General features: G+C 65.9%; 17 protein-coding genes. 11 read left to right on the top strand and 6 right to left on the bottom strand.

What is annotated here, in order from left to right:
• Positions 1 to 39: 39 nt before the first annotated feature.
• The 3 genes from NJH59_RS23545 (at position 40) to NJH59_RS23535 (ending at position 3,297) form a co-directional block, all read left to right on the top strand.
• On the top strand, positions 40 to 1,758 hold the full coding sequence (locus NJH59_RS23545) for an FAD-dependent oxidoreductase (protein WP_253087380.1): 1,719 nt from the start codon (positions 40 to 42) through the stop codon (positions 1,756 to 1,758).
• Positions 1,759 to 1,814: 56 nt separating this feature from the next.
• Positions 1,815 to 2,726: a LysR family transcriptional regulator gene (locus tag NJH59_RS23540; protein WP_078481788.1), complete on the top strand. Its 912-nt coding sequence runs from the start codon at positions 1,815 to 1,817 to the stop codon at positions 2,724 to 2,726.
• Positions 2,727 to 2,826: 100 nt separating this feature from the next.
• Positions 2,827 to 3,297, top strand: a complete 471-nt coding sequence (locus tag NJH59_RS23535; protein WP_078481789.1) for a hypothetical protein — start codon at positions 2,827 to 2,829, stop codon at positions 3,295 to 3,297.
• Positions 3,298 to 3,303: 6 nt separating this feature from the next.
• Here the strand turns inward: NJH59_RS23535 and pcaG are convergent, their stop codons facing one another.
• Complete coding sequence (gene pcaG, locus NJH59_RS23530; protein WP_078481790.1) at positions 3,304 to 3,909, bottom strand: protocatechuate 3,4-dioxygenase subunit alpha; 606 nt, start codon at positions 3,907 to 3,909, stop codon at positions 3,304 to 3,306.
• An 11-nt stretch (positions 3,910 to 3,920) separates the two neighbouring features.
• Positions 3,921 to 4,640 carry a protocatechuate 3,4-dioxygenase subunit beta gene (gene pcaH / locus NJH59_RS23525; RefSeq protein WP_043860698.1) on the bottom strand — a complete coding sequence of 240 codons (720 nt, stop codon included), beginning with the start codon at positions 4,638 to 4,640 and terminating at the stop codon, positions 3,921 to 3,923.
• Positions 4,641 to 4,833: 193 nt separating this feature from the next.
• Here pcaH and NJH59_RS23520 point away from each other — a divergent pair, with 193 nt between their 5' ends.
• Positions 4,834 to 5,718, top strand: a complete 885-nt coding sequence (locus NJH59_RS23520) for a neutral zinc metallopeptidase (protein WP_043860699.1) — start codon at positions 4,834 to 4,836, stop codon at positions 5,716 to 5,718.
• A gap of 195 nt (positions 5,719 to 5,913) precedes the next feature.
• Positions 5,914 to 7,821, top strand: a complete 1,908-nt coding sequence (locus tag NJH59_RS23515; RefSeq protein WP_043860700.1) for a methyl-accepting chemotaxis protein — start codon at positions 5,914 to 5,916, stop codon at positions 7,819 to 7,821.
• A 97-nt stretch (positions 7,822 to 7,918) separates the two neighbouring features.
• Here NJH59_RS23515 and ggt read toward each other — a convergent pair whose 3' ends face one another.
• From ggt to NJH59_RS23500, 3 genes are all read right to left on the bottom strand, one after another.
• Entirely contained in the window at positions 7,919 to 9,586 is a 1,668-nt protein-coding gene (gene ggt, locus NJH59_RS23510) for a gamma-glutamyltransferase (RefSeq protein ID WP_043860701.1), read from the bottom strand.
• A gap of 80 nt (positions 9,587 to 9,666) precedes the next feature.
• On the bottom strand, positions 9,667 to 10,563 hold the full coding sequence (locus NJH59_RS23505) for a LysR family transcriptional regulator (RefSeq protein WP_054916552.1): 897 nt from the start codon (positions 10,561 to 10,563) through the stop codon (positions 9,667 to 9,669).
• 67 nt (positions 10,564 to 10,630) lie between these two features.
• On the bottom strand, positions 10,631 to 11,221 hold the full coding sequence (locus NJH59_RS23500; RefSeq protein ID WP_043860703.1) for an NAD(P)H-dependent oxidoreductase: 591 nt from the start codon (positions 11,219 to 11,221) through the stop codon (positions 10,631 to 10,633).
• A 185-nt stretch (positions 11,222 to 11,406) separates the two neighbouring features.
• Between NJH59_RS23500 and NJH59_RS23495 the strand changes: the two genes are divergently transcribed.
• On the top strand, positions 11,407 to 11,721 hold the full coding sequence (locus NJH59_RS23495; protein ID WP_043860704.1) for a putative quinol monooxygenase: 315 nt from the start codon (positions 11,407 to 11,409) through the stop codon (positions 11,719 to 11,721).
• On the opposite strand, the gene NJH59_RS23490 is transcribed toward NJH59_RS23495, so the two are convergent.
• On the bottom strand, positions 11,711 to 12,475 hold the full coding sequence (locus NJH59_RS23490) for a sulfite exporter TauE/SafE family protein (protein ID WP_078481792.1): 765 nt from the start codon (positions 12,473 to 12,475) through the stop codon (positions 11,711 to 11,713). The genes NJH59_RS23495 and NJH59_RS23490 overlap by 11 nt on opposite strands.
• A 77-nt stretch (positions 12,476 to 12,552) precedes the next feature.
• Here NJH59_RS23490 and NJH59_RS23485 point away from each other — a divergent pair, with 77 nt between their 5' ends.
• From NJH59_RS23485 to NJH59_RS23465, 5 genes are read left to right on the top strand one after another with little or no spacing between them, the layout of a single operon-like run.
• Positions 12,553 to 13,491 carry a LysR family transcriptional regulator gene (locus tag NJH59_RS23485; RefSeq protein ID WP_253087379.1) on the top strand — a complete coding sequence of 313 codons (939 nt, stop codon included), beginning with the start codon at positions 12,553 to 12,555 and terminating at the stop codon, positions 13,489 to 13,491.
• Between the two features lie 41 nt (positions 13,492 to 13,532).
• Positions 13,533 to 14,138: a CDP-alcohol phosphatidyltransferase family protein gene (locus NJH59_RS23480; protein ID WP_100634997.1), complete on the top strand. Its 606-nt coding sequence runs from the start codon at positions 13,533 to 13,535 to the stop codon at positions 14,136 to 14,138.
• 30 nt (positions 14,139 to 14,168) lie between these two features.
• Positions 14,169 to 15,926, top strand: a complete 1,758-nt coding sequence (locus tag NJH59_RS23475) for a bifunctional alpha/beta hydrolase/class I SAM-dependent methyltransferase (protein ID WP_043860708.1) — start codon at positions 14,169 to 14,171, stop codon at positions 15,924 to 15,926.
• Positions 15,923 to 17,242, top strand: coding sequence for a phosphatase PAP2/dual specificity phosphatase family protein (locus NJH59_RS23470; RefSeq protein WP_253087378.1), 1,320 nt, complete (start codon positions 15,923 to 15,925; stop codon positions 17,240 to 17,242). The genes NJH59_RS23475 and NJH59_RS23470 overlap by 4 nt, the downstream gene beginning before the upstream one ends.
• Positions 17,239 to 17,694, top strand: a complete 456-nt coding sequence (locus NJH59_RS23465; protein ID WP_253087377.1) for a hypothetical protein — start codon at positions 17,239 to 17,241, stop codon at positions 17,692 to 17,694. Before NJH59_RS23470 ends, NJH59_RS23465 begins: the two co-directional genes overlap by 4 nt.
• The last annotated feature ends 4 nt before the right edge of the window (positions 17,695 to 17,698 follow it).

The raw sequence follows: 17,698 nt of genomic DNA, 5'->3' as shown, positions 1-17,698 counted from the left end.
GTTCCAAAATAATAATTGCGCGCACTGCGAGGACCCAGCATGACTGCCCACACCCCTACCTCCCGCCCGGTGGACTGCGATGTCCTGGTCATCGGCTCCGGCGCTGCCGGCCTGAGCGCCGCGGTGACCGCCGCCTTTCACGGGCAGAAGGTCATCGTGGTCGAAAAGGACCCGGTGTTCGGCGGCGCCACGGCCTGGTCCGGCGGCTGGATGTGGGTACCGTGCAACCCGCTGGCACAGCGCGCCGGCATCGTCGAGGACCGTTCGCTGCCGCGCACCTACCTGCAACACGAACTGGGCGAACACTTCGAACCGGCGATGATCGATGCGTTCCTGGAGGCGGCGCCCCACATGGTGTCGTTCTTCGAACGCCATACCGCCCTGCAGTTCGCCGACGGCAACGGCATTGCCGATATCCACGGCGACACGCCCGGGGCCGGCACGGGCGGGCGCTCGGTGATCGCCGCACCGTATGACGGGCGCAAGGTCGGCAAGCTGCTCAGGCAGCTGCGCCGCACGATGCGCGAAACCTCATTCATGGGCATGCCGATCATGGCCGGCAAGGACCTTACCGCCTTTCTCACCCTGACCCGTTCGTGGCGCTCGCTGCTGCATGTGGGCAAGCGCCTGGCACGCCATCTGCTCGACCTCGCACGCTACGGCCGGGCGATGCAGCTGGTCAACGGCGTGGCCCTGATCGCGCGCCTGGCCAAGTCGGCCGAAGACCTCGGCGTGCTGCTGTGGGCATCGGCCCCGGCGCAGCGCCTGCTGCACAACGCTGGCCGGGTGACGGGGGCGGTGGTGCAGACGGCCAACGGCGACGTGAGCATTCATGCGCGCAAGGCCGTGGTGCTGGCAGCCGGCGGCTTCCCCAACGATATCGAGCGGCGCAAGGCGCTGTTCCCGCGTACCCCCACCGGGCATGAGCACCTGGCCTTGCCGCCGCTGGGCGCCAGCGGCGATGGCCTGCGCCTGGGCGAGAGCGTGGGCGCACACGTGGTCGACGACCTGGCAAGCCCGGTGGCCTGGGCCCCGGTGTCGAAAGTGCCGTACAAGGACGGCAGCTTCGGCCATTTCCCGCACATCATCGAACGTGCCAAGCCCGGCATCATCGGTGTGCTGGCCAACGGCAAGCGCTTCGTCAACGAAGCCAACGGCTATTACGACTACGTGAGTGCAATGGTCGCCAACGCGCCCGGCGAGCAGGTGGCCTCGTGGCTGATCTGCAGCCACGCCTTTCAGCGCCGCTACGGCCTGGGCATCTCCCGGCCCTTCCCACTGCCGGTGGAGCCCTTCATTCGCAGCGGCTACCTCAAGTGCGGCGACAGCATCGAGGCGCTGGCCATCGCCTGCGGCATCGACCCCCAGGGCCTGAGTGCCACGCTCAGCGACTACAACCGCCATGCGCGCCACGGCGAAGACCCGCAGTTCGGCCGTGGCAGCACGCCCTACAACCGCAAGCAGGGCGATGCGCTGCACCGGCCCAACCCGTGCGTGGCGCCCATCGAGCAGGGGCCGTTCTATGCGGTGAAGGTGGAGCCGGGCTGCTTCGGCACCTTTGCCGGGCTCAGGACCAATGCCCACGCCCAGGTACTGGATGCACAGCAGCAGCCAATTGCCGGCCTGTATGCCGCCGGCAGCGACATGCTCAGCATCATGGGCGGGCATTACCCGGCGGGCGGGATCAATCTGGGGCCGGCGACCACCTTCGGCTACATCGCCGGGCGGCACATTGCCGGGGTCAGTGCCTACGAGTAGGCGCGCCGGCTGCTGCTAGACTGGCGACCCGACTCCTTCATGAGAGCCAGCCGACCATGGACCAGATCAGCGCGATGCAGGCGTTTCGCCGCGTGGTAGAGAGTGGTGGTTTCAGCGCCGCTGCGGCCCTGACCGGGCAATCGCACACCGTGCTGTCGCGCCAGGTCAAGAACCTGGAGCGCCACCTCGGCACCCAGTTGCTCAGCCGCACCACGCGGCGCCTGCACGTCACCGAAGCCGGCGCACTGTGCTACCGCCATTGCGTGCAGGTGCTGGAGCAGCTCGAAGCCATGAGCCTGGAGATTTCCGAACACCAGCAGCAACCCACAGGCACCCTGCGCCTGAGCGTGGCCACGGCATTCGGTGAACTGGAGCTGGGGCGCTGGCTACCGGACTTCGTCGAGCGCTTCGACCAGTTGCAGGTGGAGCTCATCTGCACCGACCGCTTTGTGGACATGCTCGAAGAAGGGGTCGATGTGTGCCTGCGGGTGACCACCCACCTGCCCGACTCCAACCTGGTGGCCCGGCAACTGGCCGTCAGCGAAGTCGTGCTGGTAGCCGCCCCCGCCTACCTGCAGCGCTGGCCGGCCCCCATCGAACCGCACACCCTGGGCGAGCATGCGTTGCTCGGCTACAACCGCCTGGCCCAGCCGCAACGGCTGAGCCTGCAGGGGCCCGACGGGCAGCGTCTGGACGTGGCAATGCCCAGCCGGCTGAGCGCCAACTCGCCGATGGCGTTGCGTGCGGCGGCCATTGCCGGCCTGGGTATCGCCAGCTTCGACCGCTTCATCGTGCATGACGCCCTGCTCGACGGGCGCCTGGTACAGGTGCTACCCGAATGGCAGCAGCCCTCCCGGCACGTGTACGCGATGTTCCCCCAAAGCCGCTATCTGGCGCCCAAGGTTCGGGCATTGGTCGAGTATGCGCGGGCGTACTACGCTGAACCACGATGGGAAATCAAGATGTGATCTGTGCAAGAAGCACACAGGTTCTGGGCTGCTTCTGCCGTATTTGTGCGTTCGTTGTTTGATTAACCTTCTTTCGATTGTTCATCAGAGGGTTTCAACCATGAAAGCACTTCGAGTTACCGCCGCCGGCTTGCTGCTGGCAGCTTGCGCCACTACCGCCGTGGCTGCGGTCTGCTACTGCACCGCCCCACTCATCTCCCTGCCGAAAAATGCGCTGACCTGGAAAGTGGTACCGGGCACCAACAACAACGTCACCTACGCCAACGTGCAGGGCGACATCCTGGGCAATGGCGCCTACGAGGCCTTCGTCAGTTTCCGTCCCGGTGTGGACAATGGCTACCACACCCACACCGAGACGTTGCCGACCGTGGTGATGAGCGGCGTGTTCTACGCCCGCATCAAGGACAAGAACGGCAAGCTGGTCGAGACCGAGTACCCGGCCGGTTCGTACTACCAGTTGCCGGCCGGGCTGGAACATGAGAGCGGTTGCAAGATGACCGCCAAGAAGGAGCCTTGCCTGCTGTTCCAGTACCAGCGCAACCACTTCGACCTGAACCCGGTGCCCCGCTAGGCGGCCTCAGAAATCGAAGAACACCGTTTCGCCTTCACCCTGGATGCGGATATCGAAACGGTAGGCCAGCTTGCCATCCACTTCGCAGCGCCGCGCGACCAAGGTCTCGCGGCGTTGTGGCTGTTCGATCAGGTTGAGCACCGGGCACTTGGCATTGGCCTGGCCCTCGTCGTCGAAGTACAGCCGCGTGTGCAGATGGATGTTGATGCCGCGGGCGAACAGGCTGACATTGATATGCGGTGCCATCGGCACGCCGGCGGCATTGGCGACCACACCGGGCTTGACCGTATGCAGCGTCCATTCACCGGCATCGAAGGTGGTGGCGGTGCGTCCGAAGCTGTTGAACGGTTGTTCCAGGTTGAATTCGCTGTGGTACTGCCCGGCCGCGTCGGCCTGCCAGAACTCCAGGAACGAGTCGCGCACCAGGTGGCCGTTGCCGTCGTAGACGTGACCGATCAGCAGGATGTGCTCGCCGGGCGCATCGCTGCGCGCCATGCGGTTCCAGATTTCCTGGTCACGGGTCGGGTTGCCGGCCGCTTCCAGGGCCAGGCCGATGTGCACGTAGGGGCCGGCGGTCTGCGATGGGGTTTCCGGCAGCAGTTCGATAGGCATGGCGGGGCTCCTCAGCGGTTTTCGAAGTGGGTCTTGCGCTGGCCGCGCAGAACGATGTCGAAGCGGTAGGCCAGGCAGTCCATGGGGTTGGCATTGGCCATGTCGAGCCGGGCGATCAGGCTCTGTACCGCGTCCGGGTTGGCGATCGACTTGACGATCGGGCACATCGGGATCAGAGGGTCGCCTTCGAAGTACAGCTGGGTGATCAGACGCGTGGCAATCGACGGGCCGCTGATCGACACGTGGATATGCGCCGGGCGCCAGTCGTTGGGGCCGTTGCGCCACGGGTACGGGCCCGGCTTGATGGTACGGAAACTGTAGTAGCCCTCGCTGTCGGTCAGCGCGCGCCCCACACCCCCGAAGTTGGGGTCCAGCGGCGCCAGATAGCGATCGTTCTTGTGGCGATAGCGGCCGCCGGCATTGGCCTGCCACATTTCGACCAGGGTGTGCGGGATCGGCTTGCCATACTGGTCGCACACGCGCCCGGCCACGATGATGCGCTCGCCGATGGGCAGGCCGCCGTGGTTGAAGTTCAGCAGCAGGTCATTGTCGTGCTCGGCAAATTTCAGGTGGGAGAAATCCGGCCCAGTGCTTTCGCTGACGGACTGTGGAATGCTCACCAGCGCCTGGCGAGGCGAGCGCGCGACGGAGGTCTTGTAGTCGGGGGTAAGGGCTTTCGGATGCCAGTTCCGATCACGGATAACGAAACGACTGGTGTCTTGTGCAGACATGCCGTTCTCCTCTTATTGGATTTTTGGAGGCCTGTACGGGCAGGAGTGATGGGCAGTGTGGCCGAGGCATGCACCGGCGAACATTGAAAAGAATCCTTGAACCCATAACCGTATGGTTATGTCCAAAGCGCTGACGCCGCCGGGCCGGGTGGACTAATCTTTATCTTCATATTTCAAGCTTGGGAGAACGCTCATGCTCTGGCGAAAAGGCAGGCGCAGCGACAACGTGGTCGACGCTCGCGGTGAAGGCGGCGGTGGTGGTGGCATGCGCCTGGGCGGCAAGGGCCTGAGCCTGACGGCGGTGGTACTGATCGTGGGGATCGGCCTGCTGACCGGGCAGGACCCGATGCAGATCCTTGGCCAGCTGAGCGGGCAGATGAGCGAACAGAGCGCGCCGGCAAGCACCGGCGAGCGCAAGGCACCACCGGCCGGCGACGAACAGGCCGAGTTCGTCGCCAGCATCCTGGGCGACACCGAGGACACCTGGCGCGCCCTGTTTGCCCAGGCCGGGCGCCAGTACAAGGACCCGACCCTCAAGCTGTTCAGCGGTCAGGTCAACTCCGCCTGTGGCTTTGCCTCGTCGGCGACCGGCCCGTTCTATTGCCCGGCCGACCAGCAGGTGTACCTGGACATGAGCTTCTTCAAGGAGATGGAAACCCGCTTCGCGGCAGCGGGCGACTTTGCCCAGGCCTACGTGATCGCCCACGAGGTCGGCCACCATGTGCAGACCCTGCTGGGGGTGTCAGCCAGGATCGACCAGGCCCGTCGCAGCGGCCAGCGCCTGCAAGGCGACAACGGCCTGCTGGTACGTCAGGAACTGCAGGCCGACTGCCTGGCCGGCGTGTGGGCCTACCAGGCACAGCAACGCCATAACTGGCTGGAGCCGGGCGATATCGAAGAGGCCCTGAACGCCGCCAACGCGATCGGCGATGACCGCCTGCAGCAGCAGAGCAAGGGCCGCGTGGTGCCCGACTCGTTCACCCACGGCACTTCCGCGCAGCGCGTGCGCTGGTTCAAGACCGGCTTCGCCAAGGGCGACCTCAACCAGTGCGACACCTTTGGCGCCAGCAGACTCTGACGCCTGTAATGGGGTGTTTGCGGCCTGGCGCAAACACCCTAAACATTTTGTTGATGGTTTTCGTCGGAATTGGAGAAAAAGCGTTTCAGCTCTGCAACATCCCGCCGATAAAGGCAGCTCACGTCAGCTGGCCTCCAAGAAAAACAACCTCCAGCGATTTAGATCAAAGAGCGCACAGAATCCTGGAGGGATCGCATGAACAGCTGGTTTGCCAATATCAGCGTCAACCTGAAACTCGCCCTGGGCTTCGGCCTGGTGCTGCTGCTGACCGGCCTGTTGGCCCTGACCGGCTGGACCAGCCTGGGCGGTCTGATCGACCGCAGCAACTGGATGAGCGACATCACCCAGCTCAACAACGAGCTCACCGAACTGCGCATCGCCCGCCTGCAGTACATGATTGCCGACGGTGACGACAAGCTCGCGCAGAATGTCCAGGCCAAGCTGGATACCTTCAAGGCCCGCCAGCAGAACCTGCTGAACACCTTCAAGAGCCCGGAGAACGTCAAGCTGCTACGCGAACAGGCGCAGGTGGTCGCCGCCTACGAGGTGTCCCTGGCCAAGATGCGCAGCGCCTACAAGCAGGGTGGCGAAGCGCGCCGCAGCATGGGCGTTACCGCCAATGAGGCCGGTGCCCTGATGGAAACCCTGCTGGCCGACAGCCTGTCCTCTGGCCAGAGTGACAGCGAGCGCCTGGAACATCTCAAGCGCCTGACCACCGTACGCCAGCACCTGCTGCTGGCCCGCTTCGAGGTGCGCGGCTACATCGCCGACCTCACCCCGGAAACCGAACAGGTCGCCGCCCGCCAGCTCGACGCCACCCTGGCCGAAACCCGCCAGCTGGCCGCCACCGATGCTCGTGCCCGACCGCTCGAGGCCGCCACCCTGCACTACGCCGAAGCGGTGCGCAGCTTCAAGGCCGCCAACACGGCGATCGGCGAGGCGCGCAAGGAAATGACCACCCAGGGCTACGACATCGTGCGCCTGAGCGATGAGCTGTACGCCATCCAGCTGCAACGTCGCGACCTCGAAAGTGCCCAGGCGCGTACCTGGCAACTGGCAAGCACCCTGGCGGCGCTGCTGTTCGGCGTGCTGGCGGCGATCATCATCACCCGCCAGATCACCCGCCCGCTGCGCGAAACCCTGGAAGTGGTGGAGAAGATCGCCACCGGCGACCTGACCCACACCCTGCGCGTCACCCGCCGTGACGAACTGGGCGTGCTGCAACAAGGCATCCAGCGCATGGGCGAAACCCTGCGCGACCTGATCGGCGGCATCCGTGACGGCGTGACCCAGATCGCCAGCGCGGCCGAAGAGCTGTCGGCGGTCACCGAGCAGACCAACGCTGGGGTCAACAGCCAGAAGGTCGAGACCGACCAGGTGGCCACCGCCATGCACGAAATGGCGGCCACCGTGCAGGAAGTGGCGCGCAATGCCGAGCAGGCGTCCGAGGCCGCCACCGACGCCGACGGCCAGGCCCGCGCCGGTGACCAGGTGGTGGCCCAGGCCATCGCGCAGATCGAGCGCCTGGCGGTCGAGGTCAACCGCTCCACCGAGGCCATGGGCCAGTTGCAGCAGGAAAGCCAGAAGATCGGCAGCGTGATGGACGTGATCAAGTCGGTGGCCGAACAGACCAACCTGCTGGCGCTCAACGCCGCGATCGAAGCGGCACGGGCGGGTGAAGCCGGGCGTGGTTTTGCCGTGGTGGCCGATGAAGTGCGCGGCCTGGCGCAGCGCACCCAGAAGTCCACCGAGGAAATCGAGGTGCTGGTGGCGGGCCTGCAAAGCGGCACCCAGCAGGTGGCCAACGTGATGCATGGCAGCCGCAGCCTGACCGACAGCAGCGTGGAGCTGACGCGCAAGGCGGGTGCCTCGCTGGAGAACATCACCCGCGTGGTGTCGAACATCCAGTCGATGAACCAGCAGATCGCCGCGGCGGCCGAGCAGCAGAGCGCGGTGGCCGAAGAGATCAGCCGCAGCATCCTGAACGTGCGTGATGTGTCGGAGCAGACGGCGGCGGCGAGCCAGGAGACGGCGGCATCCAGCGTCGAGCTGGCGCGCCTGGGCAATCAGTTGCAGATGCTGGTCAGCCACTTCCGCGTCTGACCGAATCGGACGGCGTAGCCATCGCGGGTCAAGCCCGCTCCCACCAGGTTCAGCGAAACCTTGTGGGAGCGGACTTGGCCCGCGATGCTGTCAGCCCTTACTTGACGACCTGCCCCACCCCGCGTCCACGCGGGTCAGACGCGGTTTCCAGCGCCGAACCCGTCACCCGGATCGCCTGGATATCGCCCATCTCCCAGCCCTGGTCCTCCAGGGTGTAGCCCATCTTCTTCAGTTCCTCGGCCACCTTGCCATCGAGCGGCGCATAGGCGTCGTAGTAGATAGTGTCCTTGGGCAGCAACTGGTGGTGCACACGCTGCGCCGCCACCGCCTTCTCCAGCGGCAGGTTGTAGTCGTACAGGTTGTTGAGCACCTGGAAGATCGAGGTGAAGATCCGCGAGCCACCCGGCGTACCCAGCACCAGCGTGACCTTGCCATCGCGGGTCACCAGGCTCGGGGCCATCGACGACAGCATGCGCTTGCCCGGCTCGATGGCATTGGCATCGCCACCGACCACACCGAAGGCGTTCGCCACACCCGGCTTGGCACTGAAGTCGTCCATCTCGTCATTGAGCAGGAAGCCCGCGCCCTTCACCACCACGCCGCTGCCGTAGTCCCAGTTCAAGGTGTAGGTGTTGCTGACCGCGTTGCCCTGCTTGTCGACGATGGAGAAGTGCGTGGTCTGGTGCGGCTCCAGCCCCGGGCGCACCTTGGCGGTGTCGGAGATGGCGGTCGGGTTGACCTCTTGCGCGCGCTTGGCCAGGTAGTCCTTGGCAATCAGCTGCGCCACCGGCACCTTGGAAAACGCCGGGTCGCCCAGGTAGTCGGCACGGTCGGCGAACACACGCTTCTCGATTTCCGAAAGCAGGTGGATGTAGCGTGCCGAGTTCAGCTCGACACCCTTGAAGTCGGCTGCGCGGTTTTCCTTGATGCCCAGCAACTGCGCCAGCGCGATGCCGCCCGAGCTGGGCAGCGGCGCGGTGTAGACCACGTTGCCACGCCATTCGATGCCCATCGGCTCACGCCACACGGCCTTGTAGTCCTTGAGGTCTTCCTTGCTGACCAGGCCCTTGTCGGCCTGCATCTGCGCCACCAGCAGGTCGGCGGTCTTGCCCTGGTAGAACTCGCTCACACCCTTGTCGGCAATGCGCTCCAGGGTCTGCGCCAGCTCGGGCTGCCTGAAGGTCTCGCCCACCTTCATGCTGCCGAAATAGTCGTTGAAGTTGGTGCTGTCCTTGAACAGCCCCTGGGCATCTTCGCGGTACTGGTACTGCTTGGCGGCGATCTTGAAGCCGTTCTTCGCGTAGCCCACCGCCGGGGTCAGCAGCTCGGCCCAGGGCAGCTTGCCGAACTTCTGGTGCGCCTCCCACAGGCCCATCACCGTGCCCGGCACCCCGGCGGCCCGGGCGCCCACCAGGCTGAGGTTCTCGATGATCTCGCCTTTGTCGTCCAGGTACATGTTGCGGCTGGCCGCCTTGGGCGCCACCTCACGGTAGTCGAGGAAGTAGGGTTTGCCATCCATGTACAGGGTCATGAAACCGCCGCCGCCGATGTTGCCGGCCTCGGGGTAGGTAACGGCCAGGGTGAAGGCAGTGGCCACCGCGGCGTCCACTGCGTTGCCGCCCTTCTTGAGGATGTCGGCGGCGACCTGTGCACCATATTGATCGGGCGCGGCCACCGCGCCGCCGTCCAGCGTCACGGCATAGGCTGATGAGCTGGCGACGATCGCAGCGCTCAAGGTCAGCGTTCGAAACATCAGAGTGCGCATGCGGGTTTCCTTGGTGTTGTTTTTATCGAACAACCATTAAGGCGCATGCCCAGGGATTTTTCAAATGCCGCCTGCGGTTTTCAGCAGGCGTAGATCGACAGCTTGTGCTGGATGAAATCCAGAAAGCACTGGATACGCAGGGCCAGTTGCGAGTTGCGGTAGTACACCGCGTTGATCGGCTGGCGATAGCCGCTGTTGGCCTCGGCCAGCACCAGTTGCAGGCGGCCGGCCTGGAGGTCTTCGTGGGTCATGAAGTGCGACAGGCAGGCGATGCCTTCGCCGGCCAGCGCCAGGTGGCGCAGGGTTTCGCCGCTGGAGGCGCACAGGTCGGGGCGGATCGCCAGGCGGTCGCCTTCGGTGTGGCGCAGCGGCCAGTGATTGAGGGTTTCGGTCTGGGTGAAGCCCAGCAGCGAATGCCCGGCCAGTTCCTCCACATGCCGTGGCGTACCGCGCCGCGCAAGGTACGCGGGGCTGGCCAGCACATGCAGCGGGCTGCACCCCAGCGAGCGGGCGTGCAGGCTGGAGTCGGCCAGCTCGCCGATGCGGATGGCGATATCGGTGCTCTGTTCGAGCAGGTCGATGATCAGGTCGTCGGTGTTGAGCTCCAGCTGGATATCCGGGTACAGCTGGCGGAACTCCCCCACCCAGGGCACGATGGCATGCAGCATGAACGGCGCCGCCGCATTGATGCGCAAGCGCCCGGACGGGGTCTGGCGGTGCAGGCTCAGGCGCTCTTCGAGTTCGTCCATCTGTTGCAGGATGGCCTTGGCACGCTCGAAGAAAAACCGCCCCTCTTCGGTGAGGTCCATGCGCCGCGTGGTGCGGTTGATCAGCGTTGTGCCCAGCTTGGCCTCCAGCCGCGACAGGCTGCGGCTGATGGCCGACGGGGTCTGCCCGCCCTGTTCGGCGGCGGCGGAAATAGAGCCGCACTCGATGACCGAGACGAACATCTGCAATTCATCGGACCTGGCTTTCACGGCTGTTCCCTGGTGTGGCGTTCAGCCGTGATAGATAGCCGCTTGGCGTTGCCCGCGCAACCCTTCATCAGGCGCCAGTGTGGAAAACCCGGGCCAGGTGCTGCTCGTAGCCGGCCACGGCAGCCTCGACGTTGGGGTTCTTCATCACGTCGGTGGCCAGGTAGGTCGGCAGACCGCTCATGCCCAGGAACTGGTTGGCCTTGTGGAACGGGAAGTACACCGCGTCCACGCCCTTGCCTTCGAAAAACTGCGCCGGATCGTCGAACGCTTCCTGCGGTGCGTTCCAGGTCAGCGACAGCATGTACTGCTTGCCCTGGATCAGGCCGCCGCTGCCGTACTTGCTCGACGCATCGGAGCGGGTGCGCCCGTCGCTGGCGTAGAGGCTGCCGTGGCCGGCGGTGAACACTTCGTCCAGGTACTGCTTGACGGTCCACGGCGCGCCCATCCACCAACCGGGCATCTGGTAGATGACCACGTCGGCCCAGAGGTACTTCTGCACTTCTTCGGCAACGTCGTAGCCGCCATCGATGTAGGTGCTCTTGACGTCGAAACCGGCGCGGTCGAGAAACGCCAGCGCGGCCTCGTGCAGGGTCTCGTTCAGGCGGCCATCGGAGTGGGCGAACTGCTTGCCGCCGTTGAGCAACAGGATCTTCTTCATCATCTGCCTCATGTGTGTTCGGGGCGGCCAACAGAAGGGCGGCCCGGTGAATGTGATGGCGGCAGATTAATCAGTTCAGCGCAGCGGAAATACCCTCGCGCGGGCAAAACGCTTTTGACCAAAAAGCACGAATTGAGCGCTTATTGTTGAAATAAGATTGGCTCACTTTTTACAGGAGCCTCCCCATGAGCGAACCCTACGGTTTCATCCTCAAAGCCAAGACCCGCCCCGAAAAGGCCGAGGAGTTCGAGGCGCTGTTTCGCAGCTACGTAGAACCCAGCCGTGCCGAGCCCGGCTGCATCGAGTACCACATGCTGCGCGACCGGCAGGACCCGAGCCTGTTCGTGTTCTACGAAATCTGGGCCAGCAAGGCCGCATTGGATGTGCATTCGGCGCTGCCGCACATGCAGCAGTTTGCCGAGCGGCGCATGGAGTACCTTGAGCGCGACTTCGACATCCAGCTGATCGAGATGCTCAGCCCGTCCTCGGCTAGCCGTTGAGCGCCAGATGGGCGCCCAGCAGCGCCAGGCCGATGAAAAAGCAGCGTTTGAACAGCACGGCACTGATGCGCTGACGCAGGCACTGGCCCAGCCACATGCCCAGCAATGCCGGTATCAGCACCACCAGCGAGGCCCCCAGCGCCTCGCCGCCCAGTGCGCCCTGCCCGGCAAGGCCCACGGCCAGCGCCAGGGTCGAGACGGTGAACGACAGGCCCAGCGCCTGCACCATCTGTTCACGGTGCAGGCCCAGGGCCTGCAGGTACGGTACGGCCGGTATCACGAACACCCCGGTGGCGGCGGTGATGATGCCCGTCACCAACCCGCACAGCGGGCCCAGCCAGCGCTCGTGGCGGGGGGCCAGGTGCAGGCCTGGGTGGCACAGGCCGTACAGCGCATACACCAGCAACGCCGCGCCCAATGCGTGCGCCGCCCACGCGCCACTGTCGATGCCCAGCCAGACACTGCCCAGCAAGGTACCGATGAAGATCATCAATTGCATCGGCCAGAGCCTGCGCAGCAATGCACGCAAGTGGCCACCCGCCGCCAGCTGCCAAAGGTTGGTGACCGTCGACGGCACGATCAGCAGCGCGGCAGCCTGCGCCGGTGACATAGCCAGCCCCAGCAACCCCATGGCCACGGTGGGCAGGCCCAGGCCGATCACGCCCTTGACCGTGCCTGCCAGCACGAAGGTAAGCACAACCAGCAGCGATAGCGCCGGGCCGATAGCCTGATAGAAGCCGAATAAAGTCGTCATGGGCCCATGCTGCCCTGCCCGCACGTCTCTGAACAGTTGCCATATACTGAGCCAGACTATTGCCCAGGCAGAGGCTCATGCATTTCGATCTGATTGACCTACGACTGTTTCTGCACACCGTGGAGTGCGGCAACATCACTGCCGGCGCCCAGCGCAGCCACCTGTCGCTGCCGGCGGCCAGCGCGCGCATTCGCGCCATGGAAAGCTCGCTGGGCGTACCGCTGCTGCAGCGCAACCGGCGCGGCGTGCACCCCACGGCCGCCGGCCAGGCCCTGGTCAACCATGCGCGCCAGATCGGCCAGCAGGTGCAGCGGCTGCAATTCGACCTGGGCCAGTATGCCCAGGGGTTGCAGGGCCAGGTGCGGCTGCTGTGCAACACCGCGGCGCTGACCGAGTACCTGCCCGAACTGCTGGCGACGTTTCTGGCCCACCACCCGGCCATCGACGTGGACGTGGTCGAATTGCCCAGCCTGCGTATCGTGCAGGCGATCACCCAGGGCGAGGCCGACCTGGGCATCATCTCCAATGCCGTGGCCAGCGAGCACCTGCAGAGCGTGGCGTTTCGCGACGACCCGCTGGTGCTGATCATGGCGCCGGATCACCCGCTGGCCAGCCACCCGCACCTGCGCTTTGCCGACACCCTTGAACATGGCCATGTCGGCCTGCAGGCAGACAGCGCCCTGGCCCTGTACATGGAGGAACAGGCCCTGCACCTGGGGCGCCGGCTGCAGGTGCGGGTACGTGCCGAAGGCTTCGACGGGGTGATACGCATGGTGGCCCATGGCGCAGGCCTGGGCATCGTGCCGCAGGCTGCCGTGCAACGCTGGCAAGGGGTACTGGCGCTGCATAGCCTGGCGCTGGACGAACCCTGGGCACAACGCCAGCTGCGCCTGTGCAGCCGCAATTTTTCGGCGCTTCCCGGGCACACGCGCACACTTCTGCAAAGCTTGTCGGCAGGCGCTATTGCCCCGGCAGGGACAATCCACCCACAATCGCCTTCGCGCACCGCTATGTAACAAGACAATGCCGTGCCTACGAGCCGTAAAGGGAGTTTTCCGTGCCGTCGATCTACCAGTTGAAACCGCGCTTCCAGGCGCTGCTGCGCCCTATGGTCAAGCGTCTGTACGAGCGCGGCATAACTGCCAACCAGGTGACGGTCGCCGCCGCCGTGGTCAGTGTGGCGCTCGGCCTGCTGCTGGCCGCCGCACCGCACATCACCTGGCTGTTCGCCCTGGTGCCGGCCTGGATGCTGCTGCGCATGGCGCTCAATGCCATCGACGGCATGCTCGCCCGGGAATTCGGCCAGCAGTCACGCCTGGGTGCCTACCTCAACGAGCTGTGCGACGTGGTCGCCGACAGCGCACTGTACCTGCCCTTCGCCCTGCTGCCGGGCGTGTCGCCGGCGCTGGTGGTGATCGTGGTGCTGGCCGCGCTGGTGAGCGAATACGCCGGTGTGATGGGCCCGCTGGTAGGCGCCGAACGCCGTTATGACGGCCCGATGGGCAAGAGCGACCGTGCCTTCGTGTTCGGTGTGCTCGGTGCCGGCGTGGCCACCGGCCTGCTGAGCGCAGCGTGGCTCAACGGCGTATTGCTGGTGGTGCTGCTGCTGTCGCTTCATACCCTCTACAACCGGGTGAGCCGAGGCCTGGCGCAACCCCGCTGAAGCCCTCCGAGCCAGATAAGGATATTTGCCATGCGCACCGCGCAATCCCTGCATTTCACCACCCATGACGGCGTAGAGCTGCATTACCGCCACTGGCCGGCCAACCGCCAGCCCGGCCAACCGCGCCGCGCCGTGGTGCTGTTCCACCGTGGCCACGAACACGGCGGGCGCATGGCCCACCTGGTGGATGAACTCGACCTGCCCGGCCATGACTTCTTCGCCTGGGACGCCCGTGGCCATGGCGAGTCGCCCGGGGCCCGTGGCGACAGCCCGAGCTTCGCGTGCAGCGTGCGCGATGTGCAGACCTTCATCGAGCACATCGCCCGCGAGCACGCCATCGACGAACAGGACATGGCGGTGCTGGCGCAAAGCGTCGGCGCCGTGCTGATCGCAACCTGGGCGCATGACTATGCGCCGAAGGTGCGCTGCCTGGTGCTCGCCTCGCCGGCCTTCAAGGTCAAGCTGTACGTGCCGTTCGCCCGCCCGGGGCTCAAGCTGATGCGCGCCTGGCGCGGCAACTTCTTCGTCAACAGCTACGTCAAGCCGCGCCTGCTCAGCCACGACCCCGAGCGCATCGCCTCGTATGAAAACGACCCGCTGATCAGCCGGCCGATTTCGGTGAACATGCTGCTGGGGCTGTACGAAGCTGCCGATCGCGTGGTGGCCGATGCCCAGGCGATCCAGGTGCCGACCCAATTGCTGATTTCCGGCGCCGACTTCGTGGTCAAGCGCCAGCCGCAGGAGCAGTTCTTCGAGCGCCTGGGCAGCGTACACAAGGAAAAGCACGTGCTGCCCGGCTTCTTCCACGACACCCTCGGCGAGCGTGATCGCGGGCATGCGCTGGCGCGTATCCGGCGCTTCGTGGAGCACTGCTTCAGTGTGGCGCCCCAGCGCCCGTCGCTGCTCGATGCCGACCAGCTCGGCGCCAGCTGCGCCGAGGCCGAAAGCCTGGCCGCGCCGCTGCCACGCAACTCGCCGGCCGACCTGTACTGGCGCGCAACCCGCGCCGGCCTGCGCCTGGGCAAGGGCCTGTCGAGCGGGGTCAAGCTGGGCTTCGACACCGGTTTCGATTCGGGCAGCACGCTGGACTACGTCTACCGCAACCAGGCCACCGGCAAGGGCAAGCTGGGCCGCATGATCGACCGCAACTACCTCGACGCCATCGGCTGGAAGGGCATCCGCCAGCGCAAGCTGCATGTGGAAGAGCTGTTGCGCCTGGCCATCGAGCGCCTGCGCGAACAAGGCGCACCGGTGCATATCGTCGACATCGCCGCCGGCCATGGCCGCTACATTCTCGAAGCCCTGCAGGGCCTGGAGCAGCGCCCGGATTCGATCCTGCTGCGCGACTACAGCGAGCTCAACGTGCGCGAAGGCACGGCGCTGATCGAACACAAAGGCCTGGCCGACATCGCCCGCTTCGTGCAGGGCGATGCCTTCGATGCGCAGAGCCTGGCCACCCTTGAACCGCGTCCGAGCCTGGCGGTGGTATCGGGGCTGTATGAACTGTTCGCCAGCAACCAGATGGTCGGCGACTCGCTGGGTGGCCTGGCCCAGGCCGTGGCGCCGGGCGGCTACCTGGTGTACACCGGCCAGCCGTGGCACCCGCAGCTGGAGATGATCGCCCGCGCCCTGACCAGCCACCGCGCCGGTCAGGCCTGGGTGATGCGTCGGCGCAGCCAGGTGGAGATGGACCAGCTGGTGGAAGCGGCAGGCTTTCGCAAGGTGTGCCAGCGCATCGACGAGTGGGGCATCTTCAGCGTCAGCCTGGCCCAGCGAGTTGCTGAATGAGCACAGTGCGCGAGCCGGGCCTGATCCGGCGCGGCGTGCTCTGGCTGCTGTTGCTCGGGCCGCTGTTCTTCTTGAGCTATGGCCTGAGCAACACCTTCACCGCCGGGCGCAGCGACGTCGGCAGCCTGGTGTTCGCCTGGGAAAGCAGCATCCCGCTGTGGCCGTGGACCATCCTGCCGTACTGGTCCATCGACCTGCTGTACGGGTTGTCCTTCCTGCTGCCGCTCAGCCGCCTGGAGATGGACCGGCATGCCTTGCGCCTGCTGAGCGCACAGTTGATCTGCATCGCCGGCTTTCTGCTGTGGCCGCTGCGCTTCACCTTCGAGCGCCCTGAACTGCAGGGTGTGTTCGGCTGGCTGTTCGATGTGCTGATGGGCTTCGACAAGCCGTTCAACCAGGCCCCTTCGCTGCACATCGCGCTGTTGGTGATCATCTGGGCGATGTTCGCCCGGCACACCCGTGGGCGGCTGATGCGCTGGCTGCTGCATGGCTGGATGGGGTTGATCGGTTTGTCGGTGCTGACCACCTGGCAGCACCACTTCATCGACGTGCCCAGTGGCGCAGTGGCAGGCGCGCTGTGTGTATGGCTGTGGCCCGTGGAGGGCCGGCCGGTACTGGGCAGCCTGCAGCCGACCCGTGACCGCCGGCGCTGGCGCCTGGCCGCGTACTACGCGCTGGGTAGCGCCGTGCTGGGTGGGCTGGCGCTGTATGCCGGCGGTATCGCCCTGTTGCTGCTGTGGCCCGCCCTCGCACTGCTGATGGTGGCGCTCAACTATGCCGTGTTGGGCGCCGAGGGGTTTCAGAAAGGCCCGAGCGGCCACTTGTCGTATGCCGCGCGCTGGCTGCTGGCGCCGTACCTGATCGGCGCCTGGCTCAATTCGCGTTGGTGGACGCGCCGCCATCCACAGGCCGACGAGGTGTGCGAGGGGGTGTACCTGGGGCGGGTGCCTGCACGAGGTCAGGCGGCATCGTTTGCTGCGGTGGTCGACCTGTGTGCAGAACTGCCGGTGGCACACACGCCGGGCCAGGCCTATTGCAGCCTGCCCTGCCTGGACCTGGTGGTGCCCAGTGCCGAACGTTGCCGCGAGGCGGCCCAGGCCATCGAGCGACTGCGCCAGCAGGGCCCGCTACTGGTGTGCTGCGCCCTGGGTTACTCGCGCAGTGCCTGCGTCGTGGCCGCCTGGCTGGTACTCGGCGGGCGCTGCCAGAACGCGCAGCAGGCCCAGCAACTGATCGCCCAGGCCCGCCCCGGGGTCGTGCTGCACCCGGCGCACCGCCAGGTGATCGACAGCCTGCCGGCGGGGGGCGGCCTGTGAGTAGCCAGACCCACCTGGCGCTGGTGGCCAGCCTGCTGCGGCGCGGGCGCCAGGTGGAACGCCTGTCGGACGGCATCAGCCTGCTGGCGCTGGCCTATGGCCTGGCGCCACTTGCCGGCGCGCCGGCCCCTGTGATTGGTGCCCTGTTGTGCGTGCTGCTGCTGGCAGCCGGCCTGCTGCAAAAATACTGGGGCATGCGGGTTGCGCTGGACGCCGAGCTGTTCGCGCACCTGGCCACCCAGGCCGCAACCTTGTCGCCAACTACCCGCGCGCTGGACCAGGCGCTGTTCGACCTGGGCCTCAAGCCCGCCCCGGTCGACGACCGCGACTGGCAGGTGCGCAGCCGGGCCGCACTGCGCCTGATGCGCCAGCAACTGCTGTGCCTTGGCGTGCAGGTACTGCTGGCGATTGCCGGCATACTGTGCCTGCCCTGGCTTTCTCTCGTCGGATAAGGAC

It is taken from the genome of Pseudomonas sp. VE 267-6A (assembly GCF_024126555.1).
GTDB lineage: Bacteria > Pseudomonadota > Gammaproteobacteria > Pseudomonadales > Pseudomonadaceae > Aquipseudomonas > Aquipseudomonas palmensis.
The sequence above is the reverse complement of the archived record's forward strand: the minus strand, read 5'-3'. Positions and strand labels throughout refer to the sequence as shown.